12 protein-coding genes and 1 pseudogene are annotated in these 20,415 nt (G+C 74.9%); 6 read left to right on the top strand and 7 right to left on the bottom strand.

From position 1 onward, the window contains the following. The first annotated feature begins 53 nt into the window (after positions 1-53). The 5 genes from ACVMYR_RS25210 to ACVMYR_RS25190 all read left to right on the top strand — a co-directional run bounded on the left by ACVMYR_RS25210 (position 54) and on the right by ACVMYR_RS25190 (position 7,512). Entirely contained in the window at positions 54-1,640 is a 1,587-nt protein-coding gene (locus tag ACVMYR_RS25210; RefSeq protein ID WP_457122929.1) for a GH39 family glycosyl hydrolase, read from the top strand. Then, positions 1,637-2,329, top strand: a complete 693-nt coding sequence (locus ACVMYR_RS25205) for a hypothetical protein (RefSeq protein WP_077937837.1) — start codon at positions 1,637-1,639, stop codon at positions 2,327-2,329. The genes ACVMYR_RS25210 and ACVMYR_RS25205 overlap by 4 nt, the downstream gene beginning before the upstream one ends. Beyond that, on the top strand, positions 2,326-4,443 hold the full coding sequence (locus ACVMYR_RS25200) for an alpha-glucuronidase (RefSeq protein WP_457122928.1): 2,118 nt from the start codon (positions 2,326-2,328) through the stop codon (positions 4,441-4,443). The genes ACVMYR_RS25205 and ACVMYR_RS25200 overlap by 4 nt, the downstream gene beginning before the upstream one ends. A gap of 169 nt (positions 4,444-4,612) precedes the next feature. After that, the gene (locus ACVMYR_RS25195; protein WP_457122927.1) at positions 4,613-5,683 is read left to right on the top strand and encodes a hypothetical protein; all 1,071 of its coding nucleotides are present in this window, start codon (positions 4,613-4,615) and stop codon (positions 5,681-5,683) included. Positions 5,684-5,937: 254 nt separating this feature from the next. Then, a complete protein-coding gene (locus ACVMYR_RS25190) occupies positions 5,938-7,512 on the top strand; it encodes a DHA2 family efflux MFS transporter permease subunit (RefSeq protein WP_043963454.1) in 1,575 nt (524 codons plus the stop codon). A 96-nt stretch (positions 7,513-7,608) separates the two neighbouring features. On the opposite strand, the gene ACVMYR_RS25185 is transcribed toward ACVMYR_RS25190, so the two are convergent. The 6 genes from ACVMYR_RS25185 to ACVMYR_RS25160 all read right to left on the bottom strand — a co-directional run bounded on the left by ACVMYR_RS25185 (position 7,609) and on the right by ACVMYR_RS25160 (position 17,262). Continuing rightward, positions 7,609-8,973 (bottom strand): glycoside hydrolase family 43 protein, encoded by a 1,365-nt coding sequence (locus ACVMYR_RS25185; protein ID WP_077937833.1) that lies wholly within the window; start codon positions 8,971-8,973, stop codon positions 7,609-7,611. A gap of 80 nt (positions 8,974-9,053) precedes the next feature. After that, the gene (locus ACVMYR_RS25180; protein WP_396790801.1) at positions 9,054-10,277 is read right to left on the bottom strand and encodes a multidrug effflux MFS transporter; all 1,224 of its coding nucleotides are present in this window, start codon (positions 10,275-10,277) and stop codon (positions 9,054-9,056) included. 222 nt (positions 10,278-10,499) lie between these two features. Further along, a complete protein-coding gene (locus ACVMYR_RS25175; protein ID WP_396790734.1) occupies positions 10,500-11,606 on the bottom strand; it encodes a cellulose binding domain-containing protein in 1,107 nt (368 codons plus the stop codon). Positions 11,607-11,970: 364 nt separating this feature from the next. Continuing rightward, positions 11,971-15,498 (bottom strand): DUF6636 domain-containing protein, encoded by a 3,528-nt coding sequence (locus ACVMYR_RS25170; RefSeq protein WP_457122926.1) that lies wholly within the window; start codon positions 15,496-15,498, stop codon positions 11,971-11,973. After that, entirely contained in the window at positions 15,480-15,944 is a 465-nt protein-coding gene (locus ACVMYR_RS25165; protein WP_077937828.1) for a hypothetical protein, read from the bottom strand. Before ACVMYR_RS25165 ends, ACVMYR_RS25170 begins: the two co-directional genes overlap by 19 nt. A gap of 163 nt (positions 15,945-16,107) precedes the next feature. After that, entirely contained in the window at positions 16,108-17,262 is a 1,155-nt protein-coding gene (locus tag ACVMYR_RS25160) for a hypothetical protein (protein WP_457122925.1), read from the bottom strand. Positions 17,263-17,505: 243 nt separating this feature from the next. Between ACVMYR_RS25160 and ACVMYR_RS25155 the strand changes: the two are divergent. Next, positions 17,506-18,675 (top strand): annotated as a pseudogene (locus ACVMYR_RS25155) (ROK family transcriptional regulator); the annotation flags it as partial. Between the two features lie 125 nt (positions 18,676-18,800). Here ACVMYR_RS25155 and ACVMYR_RS25150 read toward each other — a convergent pair. After that, positions 18,801-20,411, bottom strand: coding sequence for a cellulose-binding domain-containing protein (locus tag ACVMYR_RS25150; RefSeq protein WP_396790722.1), 1,611 nt, complete (start codon positions 20,409-20,411; stop codon positions 18,801-18,803). Positions 20,412-20,415: the final 4 nt, after the last annotated feature.

The following is a 20,415-nucleotide window of genomic DNA, read 5'->3' as shown; positions in this document are numbered from 1 at the left end:
GGCCGGCCGGGACCGGCGGGCCCGGCCGGCACGACGAGCAGGACAAGGACGACATGCGGATCCACGTTCCAGACCGGCCCGCGGGCCGGCTGACCGACGCCTGGCGGGCCTGCGTCGGCACCGGCCGGTTCGAGCTGGCGCTGCGGCGCGACTACCAGGACTCGCTGGCGCTCGTCCAGCGGGACATCGGCTTCCGGCACATCCGGGGGCACGGCCTGCTCAGCGACGGCGTCGGCGTGCACCGCCCCTACGAGTACGCGGGGTCGCGGCGCGTGCGGCACTCGTTCACGTACGTCGACCAGGTCGTCGACGCGTACCTGGAGCTGGGGATCCGGCCCTTCGTGGAGCTGGGCTTCATGCCCTCGGGCCTGGCCTCCGGCGACCAGACGGTGTTCTGGTGGCAGGGCAACGTCACCCCGCCGCGGTCCTGGACCGAGTGGGCGGACCTGGTCCGGGCCACGGTCGCGCACCTGGTCGACCGGTACGGCCTCGACGAGGTGCGCGGTTGGCCCATCGAGGTGTGGAACGAGCCGAACCTGACGGCCTTCTGGCAGGATGCGGACCGCGACGCCTACCACCGGCTGTACGAGGTGTCGGCGCACGCCGTGAAGGAGGTCGACGCGTCCCTGCAGGTCGGCGGCCCGGCCATCTCCCCCGGCTCCGACGAGTGGCTGGTGCCCTTCGCCGAGTTCGTCGCCGCGCGGGACGTGCCGTGCGACTTCGTCAGCCGGCACGCCTACACCTCCGGCCCGGCACAGCACGTGCCGTTCGGCACCCACCAGACCCTGGCCCCGGCGGAACACCTGCTGGAGCAGTTCGCCACGCCGCGCCGGCTGCTGGCCGGCACCGCCCTGGCGGAGCTGCCCGTGCACATCACCGAGTTCAACTCCTCCTACCGGCCCGACAACCCGATCCACGACACCGCGTTCCACGCCGCGTACCTCGCCCCCGTGGTGGCCGCCGGCGGCGACCTCGTCGACTCCTTCTCGTACTGGACGTTCAGCGACATGTTCGAGGAGGTGGGGATCCCGACGGCGCTGTTGCACGGCGGCTTCGGCCTGCTCACCCACCGCCAGCTCAAGAAGCCCACCTACCACCTGTACGCGTTCCTGGCCCGGATGGGCGACCAGGTCCTCGCCCGCGGCGCGGACCACCTGGTCACCCGCGACGCCGACGGCCGGGTCACCGTGCTGGCGTGGGCACCGGTGGACGTCACCGGCCGCGAGCCGGTGCCGCAGCGGCACACCCTGGCGCTGTCGGTGCCGCTGGACGCGCCCGGCGCGACGTCGGCGTACCTGGCGCGCTCGTCGGTGAGCGAGGAGGCCGGCAACGTCCACGCGGCCTGGGCGGAGATGGGCCGGCCCCGGTCCCCGCTGCCGCGCCAGCTCGACGCGCTGCGGGAGGCCGCCGAGCCGGCCCGCGCCCACCGCAGCCTGCCGGTGACGGCCGGCCGGGTGGAGGTCGACCTCACCCTCGCCCGGCACGAGGTGACCCTGGTGGAGATCGACGCGGTGCGCGACGAGACCCCGCCGTGGTGGGACGGCGACCGGCTGCTCGGCCTGCCCGGCCGCGACGGGACCGGCCACGGCGGCGACGGGCGAGCCCACGGCGGGCGGGCCGGCGGGGACGACCGCCCGTGAGCGGCGACGCCGCGCGCGCCGCCCGGCAGTTCGGCGAGGGCCCGCTGTCGCGGTCCGCCGCGCGGGTCTACACCCTGCTCGTCGTCGAGCTGCTCCTGCTGCTGGCCTGCCTGCCCGGCCTGGTGCCGCTGGTCCTGCTCGACGCCGACGCGAGCAACATCCCGCTCTACGCCGCCTGCGCGCTGCCGCTGGGCCCGGCGCTGTCGGCCGCGCTGTACGCGCTGCACCACCAGCGCCCCGACCTGACCGACCTGCGGCCCGCCGCCGCGTTCCGGCGCGGTTACCGGGCCAACCTGGCGGGGGTGCTGCGGATCTGGCTGCCGCTGCTGGCGCTGCTCACCGTCGTCGCGGTGAACCTCGCCCACCTGGACGTCGCGGGCGTGCCCCGGTGGTGGGCGGTGCCGCTGGTCGGCGTCGCCGCGCTGGCGGCCCTCGTCGGGTCGAACGCGCTGGTGATCACCTCCCTGTTCGCGTTCCGGGCCCGCGACGTGGCCCGCCTCGCCCTGCACTTCGTGGTGCGCGCCCCCGGGGTGGGCATCGGCACGGCTCTGGTGCTGGTGGCGGGTGCCGCCGTCACGGCGGTCACCTCGGAGGCGGTGCTCGCGCTGGCGGGCTCGGTGTGCGCCCTCGCGCTGCTGCGCGTCGCCGCCCCGATGGTCGACACGATCCGCAAGGAGTTCACCGCATGAGCCTGCCCCCCGCCACGACCGGCCCCGCCACCGCCGGCCACGACACGACGGGCCACGGCGGGGGCGTGCACGCCGCCTGGCTGCCGCCGGAGGCGTTCGCCCCGCTCGGCTCGCGTCGCGTCCTCGTGCGCGGCGACGGGATGCTCGTCGACACCGTCTTCGACGAGGTCGAGCGGGCCTGCGCCCGGCACGGCGGGCGGGCGGACCGGACCGCCGGGGACCGGGAGGTGGACCTGGTGCTCGCGCTGCGCGACGCCGGTCCCCTGCCCGCGCCGGCGGCGGCGCTGGCCCGAACGGCCGGCGCCGGCGGGCCGCTCGGCGCGGAGGGGTTCGCGCTGGCCCGCGCCGAGGGCGTCACGGTGGTGCTGGCCGACGCGCCGGCCGGCCTGCTCTACGGGCTGTTCCACGTGGTGCGCCTCGGCGCGGCGGCGTTCGAGGGGGACCACCCGGCGCGGCGGCACGCGCCGGCGATGGCGCGGCGCATGCTCGACCACTGGGACAACGTCGACGTGGACCCGGTGATGGGGCAGGTCGAGCGGGGCTACGCGGGCGGGTCGATCTTCTGGCGGGCCGGGGCGGCGCGCCGCGACCTCGACCGGGTCCGCGCGTACGGGCGGCTGCTCGCCGCGTGCGGCGTCAACGCGATCTCGGTGAACAACGTCAACGTCCACGCGACCGAGGCGCGGCTGCTCACCGACCGCCTCGGCGACGTCGCCGAGCTGGCCGACGCGCTGCGCCCCTACGGCGTGCGGGTGCACCTGTCGGTCACCTTCGCCGCGCCCGTCGTCCTCGGCGGCCTGCCGACCGCCGACCCGCTCGACCCGGCGGTGCGCGCGTGGTGGGCCGCCGCGACCCGCCAGGTGTACGAGCGCATCCCCGACTTCGGCGGCTACGTGGTGAAAGCCGACTCCGAGGGGCAGCCGGGCCCGTTCACGTACGGCCGCGACCACGCCGACGGCGCGAACCTGCTCGCGGAGGCCCTCGCGCCGTTCGGGGGCGTGGTGCACTGGCGGGCGTTCGTCTACAACCACCGGCAGGACTGGCGGGACCGCTCGACCGACCGGGCGCGGGCCGCGTACGACCACTTCGCCCCGCTCGACGGCAGGTTCCGCGACAACGTGGTGGTGCAGGCGAAGTTCGGCCCGATCGACTTCCAGCCCCGGGAGCCGGTGTCGCCGGTGCTGGCCGCGATGCCGGCGACCCGGCTGGCGGTGGAGTTCCAGGTCACCCAGGAATACACGGGCCAGCAGCAGCACGTGTGCTATCTCGCGCCCTGCTGGAGCGAGGTGCTGACGTTCGCGCCGTGGGGGCCCGGCGGGCCGACGGTCGCCGACGTGGCCGCCGGCTCGGGGCCCGGTCCGGCGACCGGCGGCGGCCTGGCCGCCGTGGCCAACGTCGGCGACGACCCGTTCTGGACCGGGCACCCCCTCGCCCAGGCCAACCTGTACGCCTACGGCCGGCTCGCCTGGGACCCCGGCCTCGACCCGGTCGCGGTCCTCGACGAGTGGATCGACCTCACCTTCCCCGCGTCGACGGTCGGCGACCCGGCGCTGGTACGCGAGACGCTGCACGCCGTCATGGACGACTCGTGGCGCACCTACGAGCGGTACACCGCCCCGCTGGGCGTCGGCTTCATGGTCAGCCCGGCCCGCCACCACTACGGCCCCGACGTCGACGGCTACGAGTACTCGCGGTGGGGCACCTACCACTTCGCCGACCGCGACGGGGTGGGCGTGGACCGCACCCGCGCCACGGGCACCGGCTTCACGGGCCAGTATCCGCAGCCGTGGTCGCAGGTGTACGAGGCGCTGTCCGACTGCCCGGACGAGCTGCTGCTGTTCTTCCACCACGTCCCGTACGGGCACGTGCTGCGCAGCGGGTCAACCGTCATCCAGCACATCTACGACACCCACTTCGCCGGGGTGCAGCAGGTGGCGCAGATGCGGCAGCGGTGGCGACGCCTCACCGGGGTGATCGACCCGGCGGTGCACGCCCGGGTGGCCGAGCGCCTCGACGAGCAGCTGCGCTGCGCCATCGAATGGCGCGACCAGGTCAACACGTACTTCTTCCGCAAGTCAGGGGTGCCGGACGTGCGCGGGCGGACGATCCACTGAACGCGGGCAGCGGGCTGTCAATCATGTGACAGCTTCCCGGCCGCCGCCCCGCGCCAGCCCGGGTTCCCGCAGGTCGGAAGGTGGAGCGTCGGCGGCGGGCCCGGGGCGACGCCGGCGGGCGGCCCGGACGGCGTTCCCACGGCGCGGCCCGCCTGCCTAGGCTCGCACGGTGATCGAACCCGCTGGTCCGGACCCGCTGCCGGCCGTGCCGGAGGACGACGGCCGGGGCGCGGGCGACCGGCCGCGCGTCCTGCTCGTCGTGCTCGTCGCGGCCCTCGTCTTCCTGGTGCCGGTGACCATCGTCTTCCTCGCGACCGAGGGGATCGACAGGGCGGACAAGTACGCGAGCGTGTTCGGGCTGTTCGCGGGGATCTCCAGCGTGCTCGTCGGCCTCGTGTCGCTGCTTCCGCGCCGGCGGGACCGGCAGGCGGGTCCCGGCGGCAACGGGAACCCGGAGAACGGCGGCCCGGGAGGCGGTGGTCGCGAGTCCAGCGGCCCCCGCTCGCAGCAGCGCAGCCGAACGTTCGGGTTCACCGCCGGCGTGGTGGGGACCACGATCCTCTCGTGCACCGTGGCGACGACCACGCAGTCGAGCCTGAACGCGCCGCCCCCCGTCGACGAGCCGCCGCCGTTCGCGGTCGTCGCCGCCGTCGACTGGCCGTGGTGCGACGTTGCGGTGCTCGCCGCGGCGGCGCCCGCCCGGCTCCCGGCCCTGCCGCAGCGGTACACGCCCGGGGGCTGGGCCGACTGGTTCACCCGGCTCGGGGGCACCCGGACCGGCGCCGCCTGGGTGACGCTGACCATGCGGTCCCGCTCGGATGCCACCGTCACCGTCACGGACATCCGTGCCACGGTGGCCCGGCGGAGTGAGCCGCCCGAGGCCTCGACCACCGTCGGCCTCGTCTGCGGGGGGCCCGGCGACGACGAGCCCGTGGGCGACGCGCTCCGGTTCGACCTCGACGTCGAACCCGCCCGCTCGACCGGGGGCGTCCGATTCCCGCTCGCCGTCACCCGGTCCGCGTCGGTGCTGCCCGTGCGGGCGCAGTCCGGCCAGCGACAGGTCCTCTCCTGGCGGCTGGAGATCGACTGGGCGTCGCAGGGCCGGCGGGGGACCCTCACCGTGGACGAACTGGACGGGCTTCCGCTGCTCACCGGCGGCGAGGGGCGTTCACGCTGCTTCTACGCGGAAACCGGCACGCTCATCGAGGGCTTCCCCGGCGAGGAATGCCCGACCCGCTGACCACCCCGGCTGCCGTGATCGTAACCACAGTTCACGCGGCCGAATTGGGCGCGTGAAACCGTGGACCGCCTTGTTACCGTTTCGCGGTGCGTTCGCGTGGCCGCGCGTCCACCAGGAGGGCGGTTGCATCCAACCGGGCGCACGGGGCCGCCGTGTGCGACAGCCCCGCCCGACAGGTAACCCACAACGTGCTGCCGCCCGAGGTGCGGCACGCGGCCGATCGGCGGCACCCGCCGGCTTCATCAGGAGATTCTGTGAGCAGTCAACCCGCGGCGCCGGCCAAGCTCGACGCCGCCGTACTGAAGATCGCCGGGGTCGTGGTCCTCGGTGCGATCATGTCGATCCTCGACGTGACCGTGGTCAGCGTGGCGCTGCCCACGTTCCAGACCGAGTTCGACGCCTCCTACGCCCGGGTCGCCTGGACGATGACCGGCTACACGCTCGCGCTGGCCACGGTGATCCCGCTGACCGGCTGGGCCGCCGACCGGTTCGGCACGAAGCGGCTCTACATGGCGGCGCTCGTGCTGTTCACGCTCGGCTCGGGCCTGTGCGCCACCGCCGACTCCATCGGCCAGCTCATCGGCTTCCGGGTGTTGCAGGGCCTCGGCGGCGGCATGCTGATGCCGCTCGGCATGACGATCATGACGCGGGCCGCCGGGCCGGAGCGGATCGGCCGGCTGATGGCGGTGCTGGGCATCCCGATGCTGCTCGGCCCGATCGGCGGCCCGATCCTGGGCGGCTGGCTGATCGACGTGGCGAGCTGGCACTGGATCTTCCTGATCAACCTGCCGATCGGCGTCGTCGCGCTGGCCTACGCGCAGTGGGCGCTGCCGAAGGACGCCCCGGAGCCGTCGGAGTCGTTCGACTTCGTCGGCATGCTGATGCTCTCGCCGGGCCTGGCCCTCTTCCTCTACGGGGTGTCGTCGCTGCCCGAGACCGGCACGTTCGCCGACCGCAAGGTGTGGCTGCCGATGCTCGTCGGCGGGCTGCTGGTCGTCGCGTTCGTCGTCTACTCGTTCAAGCCGAAGCACCCGCTGCTCGACCTGCGGCTGCTGCGCGACCGCAACCTCACCGTCGCGTCCGTCACGATGGCCGTGTTCATGGTCGCGTTCATGGGCGCCGGGCTGCTGTTCCCGAGCTACTTCCTGCAGGTGCGCGGCGAGTCGACGCTCGACGCCGGCCTGCTGATGGCGCCGCAGGGCATCGGGGCGATGGTCACCATGCCGATCGCCGGCATGCTGGCCGACAAGATCCCGGTGGGCCGGACGGTGCCGTTCGCGCTGGTGCTGATCGCGGCGGGCTTCTTCGCGTTCACCCAGGTCGACACCGACACGTCCTACCTGCTGCTGTGCGGCTCGCTGTTCGTCATGGGCCTGGGCATGGGCGGCACGATGATGCCGATCATGACCTCGGCGCTGAAGACGCTGACCAACCACGAGGTGGCCCGGGGTTCCACGCTGCTGAACATCCTCCAGCAGATCGCCGGGTCGGTGGGTTCGGCGATCATGTCGGTGATCCTGACCAGCAAGCTGAACGACGCGCCGGTCATCCCGGGGGTGGTCGACCCGAACACGGGCGCGCCGGTCACCGAGGCCGGGCTGGCCATCGCCGTCAAGCAGAACCCGGACCTGGCCCAGCAGTTCCCGGTCGACCCGGGGCTGCTCCAGCGCGGCCTGGAGTTCGTCGCCGACTCGTTCGCCACGACGTTCTGGGTGGGCTTCGCCCTGGTGCTGGTGACGTTCGTGCCGGCGTTCTTCCTGCCGCGCCGGCGGCAGGTGTCCCACTTGCTCGACGACGAGCAGGCGCCGGCCCCGGTGCTGATCCACTGAACCGCTGATCCGCCGATCCACCGGTCGCGGCGTGGGGCGTCCTGCCCCACGCCGCGACGGCGTCCCGGCCTCGCCCACCCCGGTGGGGCCGGGCGCTCAGGCCAGCGGGGCCACCGGGCGGAAGGAGCTGTCCGCCCGGAAGACGGCGGTGTCCTGGTACAGGTCGATCCGCAGCGCGTAGTCGTAGTGCCGCAGGTACCGGCCGGGGTAGTTGTAGGACTCCAGCGAGACCGCACCGGTGACCGAGCCGGGCCGGGCGCAGAACGTGGCGTCCCGCCCGAAGATCGCGCTGCCGTCGTTGGCGTCGGCCCGGATCCGGTAGTCGTAGTGCCGCAGGTACCTGCCGTCGGCGGTGCGCAGCGAGGAGCAGTTGGCGTCGGCGAGCCCGGCGACGACGGTGAGGGTGGCGTCCTGGCGGGCCTGCGCCGGGCTGGCCGTGGAGACCGGGTCGAGGTAGCCGAGGTTGTCGGCGCGGCGGGCCACGTACCGGTCGGGGAAGTTGACCGACTGCAACGACCGGGTGCCGGTGGGCAGCGTGACGCCGCCGGAAACCGTCTCGCGGAGCACCGTGAAGTGCCGGGCGAAGCCGGACAGCCCGGGCAGCTCGACCGGCGGGGTCCAGGTGCGCAGCCCGTCGGAGCTGTCGCTGAAGAAGTACTTGCCGACCGTGTACCCGTCGAAGTAGATGCGCCAGCCCCCGTTGTCGAGCGGCACCAGCGCCTGGCCCTCGCGTGGGCCGCCCCAGCCGGCCCAGTCGCCGGTGCCGACGAAGGTGTAGGGGCCGTTCAGGTTGCTCGCCGTGGCGTGCTCGATGTACTTGGTGGTCTCCTGCTTGGCGAAGGCGTGGTACGTCGCGCCGACCTTCACCACGAACGTGTCGATGTGGTTGGGGCCGATCCCGGAAAGGAGCGTGGGTGCCCCGAACGCGGTGAGCGAGGCGTTGGTCGCGCGAAGCCGGTACGGCTTGAAGTCGGCCCCGTTGGTGGAGAGCGAGACGATCACGTTGACGCTGCCGTCGCTGTCGACGAACCACTCGGGGGCCCAGGTGTTCTGCACCGTCATCGGGATGGTGTGGTTGCGCAGGAACGTCCAGTTGACCCGGTCGGTGCTGGTGGCGAAGCCGATGGTGTTGCCGGTCCAGTTGGTGGTGTAGACGACGTAGTAGCGCCCGTCGGTGTGCCGGATGATGCTCGGGTCGCGGATCAGCCCGGTCGGCGGCGTGTAGGCGGGCCCGCGCAGCAGCCGGTAGCCGGTGGCGTCGGCCGACTCGTAGACGTACATGTTGGATTCGCTGCTGTTGGTGAACGCCGTCATCGTGTAGCGGGAGGTCTGCCCCGGTGGGGGCGCGGCGGCCGACGCCGGGGCGGCCCCGGCGGACGGCAGCGCGGCGACGAGCGACGCCAGGACGGTCGCGGCCGTCAGCGCCGCCCGACGCCACGACCGACGGACGGTTCGGACCATCTGCCACCCCCACGCCAACAATCGAAGTTACTCGATGTTAACGCTCGCCTCACCGGGTGACAATGAGGGCGTGCCGCCGGTCAGTGCGCCGCCACGACCACCGCGTCGGCCGGCAGGCCGGCGAGCCGGGCCGGCCGCACGACGACGAGCAGGACCGCCATGGCCGCCACCATCCCGCCCGCCACCACCAGGGCCATCGCCACCGCACCGGTGCCGAGCATCCCCACCAGGGGCGCGGCCACCGCGCCGACGCCGAACTGCACCGCGCCGAGCAGGGCCGACGCCGTGCCCGCCGCCTCGCCGTGCCGGGACAGCGCCAGGGCCGGCGCGTTCGGCATCGCCAGCCCCGCCGCCGCGAGCACCGCCCACAGCGACGCCAGCAGGGTCGGCAGCCCACCCAGGCCGGTCGCGGCGAAGACGAGCAGCGCCAGCCCGGCCACGGTCCCCGCGCCCAGGGACGCGACGAGGATCCGCTGCGGGGAGTGGCGACGCAGCAGCCGCACGTTGAACTGGGTCGCCCCGATCAGCCCCACCGCGCCCGCCCCGAAGGCCAGCCCGAACTGCTGTTCGTCGAGGCCGTACTGCTGCTGCAGGACGAACGACGACCCGGCCACGTACGCGAACAGCGCCGCCATGGCCAGGCCGGCGACCAGCACCAGGCCGACGAACGTGCGGTCGCGCAGCAGCGAGCCGTACAGGGCCAGGGTGGCGAGCGCGCCGCCGCGCCGCCGCCGCTCGGCCGGCAGCGTCTCGCGCAGGCCGAACACGGCGACCACGACGAGCACCGCCCCGAAGACGGCCAGGGCCACGAACACGCCCCGCCAGTCCGTCCAGCGCAGCAGCCCGCCGCCGAGGGTCGGCGCGAGGACCGGTGCGGCCCCCATGACCAGCAGCAGCCGGGACAGCAGCGTGGCGAAGGCCGCGCCGCTGAACAGGTCGCGGACCACGGCCATCGCGACCACCGAGGCCGCCGCGACGCCCAGGCCCTGCACCACCCGCAGCGCGCCGAGGACGGCGACGTTCGGCGCGACCACGCAGAGCGCCGACGCCACGATGTGCAGCGCGATGCCGGCGATCAGCGGCTTGCGGCGGCCGACCGCGTCCGACAGCGGGCCGATCAGCAACTGGCCGACGGCGAGGCCGGCGAGGGTGCCGGTGAGGGTCATCTGCACCGCCGCCGACGTGGTCCGGAAGTCGGCGACGAGTGCCGGGAAGGTCGGCAGGTACATGTCGATGGTCAGCGGGCCCACCGCGATCAGCGAGCCGAGCACGAGGACGAGCCGCAGGCGCTGCCGGCGACCCATCGCGTCGCCCGGCGTCGGCGGGGCTGCCGGTGCCACGGTGGCGGCCTTCATCGGGACGCCCCGGCGCGGCCGGCGCGCGGCCGGGCGGGAAATGATGCAACGGTCACAACAGGCTCCAAATCCGGAGCCCGGCATCTGATTCCCCGCCCGGCGACAGGTAACGCAGGTCACAGGCCGGTGGGCCCCCCACGAAGGGTGCGGGCGCGGGGGGCCCGCCGGGCGTCAGACGGTCGAGCAGGTCGCGCCGTTGAGGATGAAAGAGGACGGTTTGCCGGCGTTGCCGGTGTGGTTCGCCTGGAACCCGATGTCCACCGATCCGTTCGGGGCGAGGCTGCCGTTGTAGGAGACGTTGCGGGCGGTCACCGCGCCGCTGGTCGGCGAGTAGGTGGCGTTCCAGCCGCTGGTGATGCTCTGCCCGGTCGGCAGCGTGAACGCCAGGGTCCAGCCGTTGACGGCCGCGGCACTGGTGTTGGTGATCGTGACGGACGCGGTCAGGCCGGTGCTCCAGGCGTTGACCGTGTACGCCACCCGGCACGCCCCGGACGCCGGAGGCGTGGTCGGCGGCGGGGTGGTGGGCGGGGGCGTCGTGGGCGGGGGCGTGGTCGGCGGAGGCGTCGTCGTCGGGGGCGTGCCACCGATGCTTCCCGGCACCGCCCGCAGCGCGTTGTACCAGGCGGTGGCCATCTTGCCGTAGCCCGTCGCGTTGGGGTGGATGCCGTCGGCCAGGTCGGCGTAGGTCAGCGCGCTGCCGATGTCCACGAGGTGCACGCGGCGGCCGGCGTTGACCTTGCCCTGCACGATGCCCGGGATGGCCGCGTTGTACGTCCGCACGGCGTTCTCGGTGCCGGACCGCGGGATGATCGTCGCGACGAAGACGTCCGCCGTCGGCGCGGTCGAGGTGATGCGGTCGATCAGCGTGGACAGGCGCGACGCGGCGGCGGTCGGGTCGCCGTACATGTCGTTGGTGCCGATGTGCAGCAGCACCGTGCGGGGCGTCGTCGCCCGCAGCCAGTTGACGACGTTGGCGTCGACCTGGGAGATGGTCCACCCCGAGTGGCCCTCGTGGTCGTGGTCGCCGAGGCTGGCCGGCCCGTTGAACATCGAGCCGACGAAGTCGATCCGGTAGCCGCCGGCGGCGAACTTCTGCCACAGGTCGATGCGGTAGCCGCCGGGGACGTTGAAGCCGTCCGTGATCGAGTCGCCCAGCGGCATCACCCGGACGCCGCCGTTGGACTCGGCGTTGGCGGGGGCGATCGCGAACGTGACGGCGGTGGCGACGACCGCCATGACGGCCGCCGCGGCGCCGAACAGGCGAGTTCTTCGTGTCATGCGTATCCTCCCGATGGTGGTTGCCCGGGCGAGGGACGCGCCGGGGCGAGGTGCGGAATCCGGGCGCGGCGGCGGCCCCGTCGAGGTCCGCCCACGGGCGGACGAGGGTGAACGGAGGCGCGGCGGGTCGGCGCACCACCGCAACTGCCGGGTACGGCATGGGAAGGCCAACCGTCAGCAGTGCCCGTGCGGCTGCGCCGCCGGCCCCGGCGTCCGGGCGGACGACCGGCGGCCCGTGGCTGGAGCGTGCCCTTCACCCTGGCCGCCGACACCATAACGGGTTACCGCTGACACCCACAATGGATCGTCGCTCGGCGATACTTCCAGGCGCGCTGCGGGCCGGATCGGGGCACCCGCCGCACGGTCAGAACAGCGCGTACCGGGCGCGGGAGAGGGTGAACCCGTGCCCGGTCGCCGCGTCGCGGCAGTCGACGCCGCTGCGGGAGCTGGCGCAGACCACCCGCCCCGTCCGCAGCGCCTGCCCGTACCCCAGCACCAGGGCGGCGTCACCGACCGCGCCGCCGACACACAGGAACGTCGCCCGCCCGCCGCGGGTCAGGCCCAGGGCGTCGCCGTAGTCGAGCTCGCAGTCGGCCGGGCGGCGCGGGGCCGACCACGACCGGTCGCGGATGTCGCAGCGCGCCTGCGCGCCGCCGGGCGCCTCGGGGTCCTCGTCGAGGTAGCACGTGATGTTGCCCGACGGGGTGGCGAACACGGTGAGGCCGGTGACCTCGCGCGCCGGGGCCGGCGTCGGCGAAGGGGCCGACGGCGTGGGCGACGGGGGCGTGGACACCTGCGGGGTCGGGCTGGGCGAAGTGCCCAGCGGCCCGTCGAACACCACCGCCGGCCGCTCGGCGTCGCGCACCCGCTGGAAGACCTCCATGCGCAGCCGCGCCGCGTCGGCGGGGACGGCGAACGCGTAGTTGAGCCGCCGCACCGCCCCCGCGTCCACCGTCGGGCCGGCGTCCGGGTATTCCGGGTCGGGCACGACGATCGCCGGGGTCACCCGGTCGTCGACCAGCCCTCGGAAGGAGAACTCGTTGACGTCCAGCGCCCCGCGGCGGCCGTTGGCGAGGCTGGCGATCACCACCGCGTACCAGGTGCCCTGGAGCTGGACCCGCTGCGGCACGGCGAGGGTGAGCGTGACGCCGTCGGGCCAGGCGTACGTCTGCCCGAAGGCCAGCCGGGCCGGCGCCGGCACCGGTCCCGTCGGGCCGGCCTCCGGCGGCGGCGGGGTGTCCGGGCCGGGCCGGCCGCCGGTGGGCAGCCACCGGCAGTAGGTGGTGAGAGCCACCTGGGCCCGGCTCGGGCGGCGCACCTCGCCGCGCCGGGTCCCGTCGTAGAGCACCTGACCGAAGGCGCGCAGCCCCGGCGCGTCGGAGCCGGCGGCCCGCCGGCCCACCTCGACGTTGGTGATCGCCTGCTGGTCCACCAGCAGCGGGCGACCGGCCGCGGACTGCGCGAACCGGCAGACGTCGGCCGCGGCCACGGTGCCGGCGGCCGGCGGGGGTGCGGCGGCGGCGACCTGCTCCGGCACCCATGATCCACCGCGGCCGGGGATGAACTCGTTCGCGGACAGCCACAACCCGACGACCGGTCCGACGTAGCCCAGCACGACCAGCCCGGTCACGGCGACCACGACGACGCGGGGCCAGCGCCGGGCCCGGCGGGCACCGGCGGGCGCGGCCGGATGGCCCTGCGGCCACCGCGCGCGACGCCACCGGACCAGCCGGCCCACCGACGCCACGACCGTGCCGGCCACGACCGCCGCCGCCAGGCCGAACACCCCGACCAGGGTGTACGCGCCACCGATGGTGAGCACGCCCTGGTAGACGCTGCCGCAGCCGGCCCCCAGGCACAACTTGACGAAGGAGAGCGTGAGCAGCACCGACACCAGCGCGTAGCCGGTGAGCACCGCCGCGACGAGGGCGTGCGCCGGGCCGAGCCCGACGCCGGACCGGCCGCCGAGGGCCGCGGCGACGAACGCGACCACGAGTTGCCCGAGCGCGACCGCGCCGAGCAGCGCGTAGACGTTGAGCAGGGCCCGCTGGTAGCTGCCCGGGTCCAGCTCGCGGCCCAGCCAGGTCGCCGCCGCCACCAGCAGCCGACCGGAGCTGGCCTCGTTGACGGCCAGCGCGACGACGAAGACCAGCGCGGGCGGCAGCAGCGCCGCCGCGGGCCGGATGCGCGGCCGGGGCAGGGCCGCGGCGTCGGCGCGGTCGAGGCGCACCGCCCGCAGCGCCCCGCCGCGCCGCGCCGCGGCCGTCAGCGGGTATGCCGCAGCCGCGAGCAGCGGCAGCAGCACCCACGGGTCCAGCGCGCTGCCGAACACGCCGACGGGCAGCGCGACGAGCGCACCCGTGCCGGCCACCGAGGTCCCCGTCGACCAGGCCGTCAGGCCGGCGCCGAAGGCGAGCGCGGCCAGCGCCTGGCCCGCGCGTACGGCCGGGGTCAGGGTGCGGCCGGCCGCCGACGGCAGCCACGCCGCCGCCGAGGCCACCGACCAGCGGGCGAACAGCAGGCAGCCCAGGGCGAGCAGCACCAGCGCGAGCACGCCCTGCGCCGGAAACTGCCGCAGGATCGACGGCCAGGTCGCGTCGTCGCTCAGCGGCGCGGCGACGAGTTCGCCACCGGCGATGCCGGCGGCCAACGCCAGGCCGGGCCGGACGCCGGTGGGCAGCGGCGTGCCGGTCACCAGGGAGACGAGGGTCTGCCGCCACAGGCCGGTGCCGACGACGGTCACGGTCAGCGCGCCGAGCAGCGCCGAGGCCAGCAACAGGCCGTGCAGCCGGTCACCGCCGAGCAGGTTGGTGGTGATGGTGCTCAGGTACGGCAGCGAGACGCCGACGGTGACGCCGGCCGCCAGCGCCTCGACGGCCCCGGCGCGCAGCAGCGCCTCGGGCCGGCATACCACGTCGGCGCGGTCCCCGTTGGTCGGGTGCAGCCGCAGCAGCCGCCACCAGGCGCGCCGCGCCGGCCCGAGCGGCCCGCCCGCCGGTGGCTCCCGCTCCGGGAATGCCTGCGGGTGGAAGGGCGGGTCGGTGCGGTCGGGGCCGGCCACGGACGCGCGCACGTCGGCGTGGTGTTCCCGGGCGCGGATCACCGCGGCCCGGACGAGCCAGAGCAGGGCGACCGCGACGGCGAGCCGCCACCCGACGGGCCACAGCAGGGCGGGCGTCCGGACGGCCACGAACGCCAGCAGCGGCACGGCCACCACCAGCACGAACGCCCAGCCGCTGAGCAGCGCCAGGACGGTGCGGTCGACGTCGCGGTTGCGCAGGTGGGCGAGTTCGTGCCGGACCACCGCCCGCAGCGCCAGCAGGCCGTCGTCGCTGGTGTCGTGCAGCAGTCCCCGGTTGAGGCGTACGTGGTAGTGGGGGCGGCAGCCGAAGGCCCGGCCGCCCGGCCCGGTGCGGTACGGGTTGACGACGAAGCGGGGCGGCCGGGTCAACCTCGCCTCGTCGACCAGCCGCGCGATCTCCCGCGCCGCGACCGGGTAGACGGCCGGGTCGAGGGGTCGCAGCCCCTGCCGGCGGATCAGCCGACGCGGGTGCCGCCGGTAGCCGACGAACATCGCGGTCGCCACCAGTGCCGCCGCGCCCAGGCCGACCCCCGCCCGGCGGACGTCGACCGCCGAGTTGCAGGCCAGGTAACCGTCGGTGACCCGCTGCGGCGGCCCGGTCGCGGCGGCGGTGTCGGCGGCGACGACGCACCGCCGGTAGCTGCTCTCCCAGCCGGTCAGGCCGCCGGCCACGGCGTCGTAGGTGTAGGCGGCGGCGCTGAGGGTGAGCGTCATCAGCAGCAGGAACAGCGAGGTGGTCGCGGGCGGGAGGGTGAACGGGTTCAGCCGTGCCCGGTCGGTGGCCGGGTCCGCTACGGCCGGGCGTTCCACCGCTGCACCAGCGCGGCGGCGAGGTCGGCGGCGAGGGCCTCGGGCGCGCCCCGGTCGGCGGCGCGCCGGGCCGCCAGCGCCCTGATCCGCTCCTCCTGGCCGGGCGGGATCGGCGGGGCCATGCTGTCCTCGCCGACGGCGGGGCCGCGGAACGGCCACCAGCCCGCCGCCCGGTAGCGGCGTCCGGCGGCCTTCGCGCCGGTGACGACGAGGTCCTTGCAGATGTCCACGACCACCGCGGCGGCGAGCACGCCCACCGCGTGGCCCGCCTCCTCCCAGCCGGCGGCGGTGGGCTCCGCGCCGGCCCGGCCCGCCCGGCGGGCGGCGGCCGGATCGCGCAGGTAGGCGGTCGCCACGAAGTCGAAGTCCGACAACTCGTCAGGTGCCACCTCCGCGACGATGTCGCGGGCGATGTCGATGACCTTGCGCTGTTCTGTGACCGGCACCGCGCTCTCCCCTGAATCCGGAGTCAGGGGCAGCGTGGCAGAGCGGCGCGGGGCGGGGTGTCGGCTGACCGACACCGCCCGCGCGTTCGCCGGATCGGCCGAGCGTCGGCGCGGCCGATCGGCTGGCGGCTCCCGGTCGGGTGGCGGGCCGGGCGGGCAGCGGTTACCGTCCGCCGCGACGGCCGCCCCGCGCGCCGACCATCGCGAGGGCGACCAACGCCAGCGCCACCGCGACGCCGCCCACCACGAGGGGTGCGGTGCCGCCGCGCCCGGCCCGGTCCCGTGAGCCGGGTCCGGCGGCGGCGCGGTCGCCGGCCCGGTCGGCCGCGCCACGGTCGGCGGCACGCCCGGTCGGCCCCGGTTCGGTCCGGCGCGCGGACGGGGTCGGGCCGGGGGGCAGGGCGTAGCGCAGGATCCGCGGCCGCGTGCCGGGTGGCTGGTTCGCCGTCTCCGAGACCGTGAGCAGGGACCGGCCGTCGGGGCTGTAGCTGACCGACTCGCCCTGCGGTTCGTCGGGCAGCGCGATGCTCCTCGGCCGGCCGGTGGTGAGCGCCCCGACGAGATCGCCGTCGGCGACGTCGAACTCGAAGGCGTCGGCGTAGGTGCGCAGCACCACCCGCCGCCCGTCGGGCGCGCTCGCCCCGCCGGTGACCACCCTGCGGCCCAGGAAGGAGTACGGGTTGCCGGTCGTGGTGGACGGCAACCGCACCTGCCCGACCCGGGCCAGCGGCACCGTCCCGCCCGCCCGCAGCGGCGCGGCCGGGCGGTACAGGCCCGCGCTGCCGCCCTGTTTCGTCACGATCACGGGCCGCCCGGCCGCGTCGACCAGGAGGGCCTCCGCGTCGTGGGCCCCGTCCGGGTACGTCAGCCGGTGCAGCACCGGGCGGCCCCCGCCGGGCGACAGCCGCCACAGGGCGACCGTCCGGCGGGCCCGGTCGTTGTCGCCGGTGTCGGCGACCCAGATCGTGCCGTCCGCGCCCACGGCCAGGTCCTCGGTGTCGCGGGGCCGCGAGGGGTAACGCACCGTCCGCACCACGCGGCAGCGGTCGTCGAGGAAGAAGATCCGGCGGCGGGACTCCTCGTCGGCGCCGTCGTTGACCACGACGAACCCGTCGTCGGTGGCGACGAGGCCGGAGATCTCGGTCAGCCGGTCGTCGCGGATGTCGCACACCGGCCGGCCCGCCGGCGGCGCGGGCGCGGTGACGGGTCCCGCCGCCGCGACGCCGGGGGCGAGGGCGAGGGCGACGACCGTGATCGCCGTGGCTGCTGCCGCCGACCACCGCCACCGAGGGTGCCGGATCGATCCGGGGTTGGTCACCCCCGCATCATTCCGGCCCCACCGTCCAGTGGGGAATCACGGTGCCGCCTCACGGCAGACGCCTCCACAACAGCCAGAGAATGGCGTCGAGATACCCGGCCGGCGGGAGATGCGACAGCGCAGCGACGTGGGCGGCCTTCGGCCGGTGCCCGACGGCCCCTTCCGGCCCCCGGGCCGGAAGGGTGCCACCGAAACGGTCGAAGCCGGGATAATGGGTGCCGCGACGCCGCGAACCCGGAGGTCATGGTGGGCCAGGAGGACATCCGCCGACACAACCTCGGCACCCTGCTGCGCCACGTCCACCTGGACGGCCCCGTGTCCCGGGCGACGCTGGGCGAACGGATGGGCCTCAACCGCAGCACGATCGGGGCGTTGACGGCCGAACTCGTCGCCGCGGGCCTGGTCCGCGAGGAGACGCCGACGGAGACCGGGCGCGCAGGCCGGCCGTCGCTGCTGGTGCGGCCCGAGCCCAGCCGGGCGTACGTGCTGGCGTTCGACGTCGCCGTGGACTGGCTGTTCGCCGCCCGGATCGGGCTGGGCGGGGTCGTCCTGGACCGGCGGCGGGCGGCGCGGCCCCGGGCCGGCCCGGACCTCGACCGGGTGGTCGAGGTGCTCGCCCGGTTCGGTCGGCAACTGCGGGAGGCGGCGCCGCCGGGCTCGACGTGCGTCGGCGTCGGCGCGTCGTACTGCGGGATGATCCGGCCGGGCGACGGCATGGTCCGGTTCGGGCCGGACCTGGGCTGGGTGGACCAGGCGTTCGGTGCCGAGCTCGGCCGCCGGCTCGGGTTCGGTCCGCCCGTGTCGGTGGGCAACGAGGCGCACCTCGGGGCGCTGGCCGAGCAGCAGCGCGGGGCGGGCGTCGGCTTCCGGAACCTGGTCTACCTGCACGGCGACGTCGGCGTGGGCGGCGGGATCATCGTCGGCGGGAAGCTGCTCGACGGCGAGGGCGGCTACGGCTGCGAGCTGGGGCACATGGTGGTGAACCCGTACGACGGCCGGCCGTGCGGGTGCGGCTCCCGTGGGTGCCTGGAGGCGGAGGTCGGCGAGCGGGCCCTGCTCGACGCCGCCGGGCGGCCCGCCGGGCTGTTCGGCCGCGCCGCCCTACGCGACGTGGTGGCCGACGCCGACGGCGGCGACCCCGTGGCCCGGCAGGCGCTGCGCCGCGTCGGCGACTGGCTCGGCATCGGGGTGGCGAACCTGATCAACCTGTTCAACCCCGGGGTGGTCATCTTCGGCGGGATGCTGCGCGACGTGTATCCGGGCGCGGCGGAGCCGGTCCGCGCCCGCATCGCCCGCAACGTGCTGCCGGTGGCCCGGGAACGCGTACGGCTGCGCACGTCGGCCCTCGGCGACGACGCCACCCTCGTCGGCGCCGCCGAACTCGGCTTCGCGCGGCTGCTAACCGATCCGCTGGGCGCGCTCGCCCGCGCGGCCGCGCCGCCCGTGACCGGACCGCGCCGGGGCACGGGTGGCCGAGCCGCGGCGGGCCGGGTCGGTGCGGCGACGCGCCGACCCGGCCCACCGGGCGACGGGACCGGTCAGAAGGTGACGGTACGGCCGCCGAGGGTCACGACGAGCCGACCGTCGGAGGCGAACGACCACTTCAGGGCGCCGGAGTAGTTGGCGCACCGCGAGCCGTTCGAGCCGGTCCAGAACTGGTTCGAGCTGTCGACGTTGCCGACGGTCTTGTCGTTGGACCCGCTGCCGCTGCGGCACGAGGTGTTGCTCCGGAACACCGAGGTGCCCGCGTCGAACGAGAAGTTGCGCTCGGTGTTGTCGATGCTGATGTTGTTCGAGATCGACATCGAGCCCGGGTTGCGGTTGTACGTGAAGCCGTGCTTGCCGTTGCGGAACGCGATGGTGCGGCGCACGGTGTGGTTGACGGCGATGTCCTCGCCGCCGAGCTTGAAGCCGTTGCGGTCGCCGTTGCCCGCCTGGCTGCCGTCGCTGAGGGTGCCGTTGTTGTAGGCGAGGGAGTCCTCGATGGTCACCGGGCCGATCGCCCCCGTGTCGCTCTTGGTGTAGAGGTCCCAGCCGTCGTCGATGTTGTTGTGGGACACGGCGTAGCGGAAGACGTTGCCGTTGCCGACGGTCAGCTTGGCCGCGAACCCGTCGGCGTCCTCGCCGTCGGAGTCGCGGTTGTCGTGCGACTCGGCGCTCAGGACGAGGTTGTTGGCCGGCCACTGGTCGCGGGGCGTGTCGGAGGCGATCCGCGAGATCTGCAGGCCGCTGTCGCGGTTGAAGCGGGTGATCGTCCGCTCGATGATGTTGTTGCTGCCGCCGACGAAGATGCCGTTGTCCCCGGCGCGCTCGACGACGAGGCCCTGGACGTGCCAGTAGGACCCGTTCAGCGCCAGGCCCCGGTTCGCCGGGTCCTCGCTCATGGCCGAGAAGTTCAGCACCGGCGTCTCACCCGGGTAGGCGATCAGCTTCTTGCGGGCGCTGGAGGTGCCGTTGTTGCCCGGCGCGATGGTGACCGTCCTGGCGAGGCTGTAGGTGCCGCCGCGCAGGTAGATCGTCCCGCCGGCCGCGACCCGGGTGATCGCCGAGGTGATCGTGGTCGGGTTGGACTGGGTGCCGGCCGCGCCGTCGGTGCCCTGCGGCGAGGCGTACACCGCGCCGCTGGCGGGTGGGGTCGTCGGGGGCGGGGTGGTCGGGGGCGGGGTGGTGGGCGGCGGGGTCGTCGGCGGGGCGGTGGTGGCCGGCGGCGTGGTCGGGGTGACGCCGCCGGTGCAGGTCACGCCGTTGACCGCGAAGCTCGTCGGCACGGGGTTGCTGCTGTCGTTCCAGGTGCCGTTGAACCCGAACGACGTGGTGGCGTTGGTCGCCAGGTTGCCGTTGTAGCTCACGTTCGACGCCTGCACGGTGCTGCCGCTCTGGCTGAAGTTGGCGCTCCAGCCCTGGGTGACGGTCTGCCCGGCGGCGAACGACCAGGTGACCGTCCAGGAGGTCAGCGGGTCGCCGGCGTTGGTCAGGTTGACGTTCGCGCTGAAGCCGCCGCCCCACTGCGAGGCGACCGCGTACGCGACCCGGCAGCCGACCGCGGCCTGGGCCGTTCCGGCGGTGACCACGACGCCGGCGGTGGCGGTGAGCGTCGCCGCCGCGACCGTGGCGACCCACAGCGCCCTACGGCGCTCTCTGCTGTACATGGTG

This window comes from Micromonospora sp. PTRAS2 (assembly GCF_054052245.1).
This window is presented reverse-complemented; position numbering and strand designations above follow the sequence as displayed.

What these genes read in the sequence shown, in the direction of transcription:
- ACVMYR_RS25210 (WP_457122929.1), top strand. Translation starts at nt 54, where the DNA reads ATGCGGATCCACGTTCCAGACCGGCCCGCGGGCCGGCTGACCGACGCC.
- ACVMYR_RS25200 (WP_457122928.1), top strand. Translation starts at nt 2,326, where the DNA reads ATGAGCCTGCCCCCCGCCACGACCGGCCCCGCCACCGCCGGCCACGAC.
- ACVMYR_RS25185 (WP_077937833.1), bottom strand. Translation starts at nt 8,973, where the DNA reads ATGGTCCGAACCGTCCGTCGGTCGTGGCGTCGGGCGGCGCTGACGGCC.
- ACVMYR_RS25180 (WP_396790801.1), bottom strand. Translation starts at nt 10,277, where the DNA reads ATGGGTCGCCGGCAGCGCCTGCGGCTCGTCCTCGTGCTCGGCTCGCTG.
- ACVMYR_RS25175 (WP_396790734.1), bottom strand. Translation starts at nt 11,606, where the DNA reads ATGACACGAAGAACTCGCCTGTTCGGCGCCGCGGCGGCCGTCATGGCG.
- ACVMYR_RS25150 (WP_396790722.1), bottom strand. Translation starts at nt 20,411, where the DNA reads ATGTACAGCAGAGAGCGCCGTAGGGCGCTGTGGGTCGCCACGGTCGCG.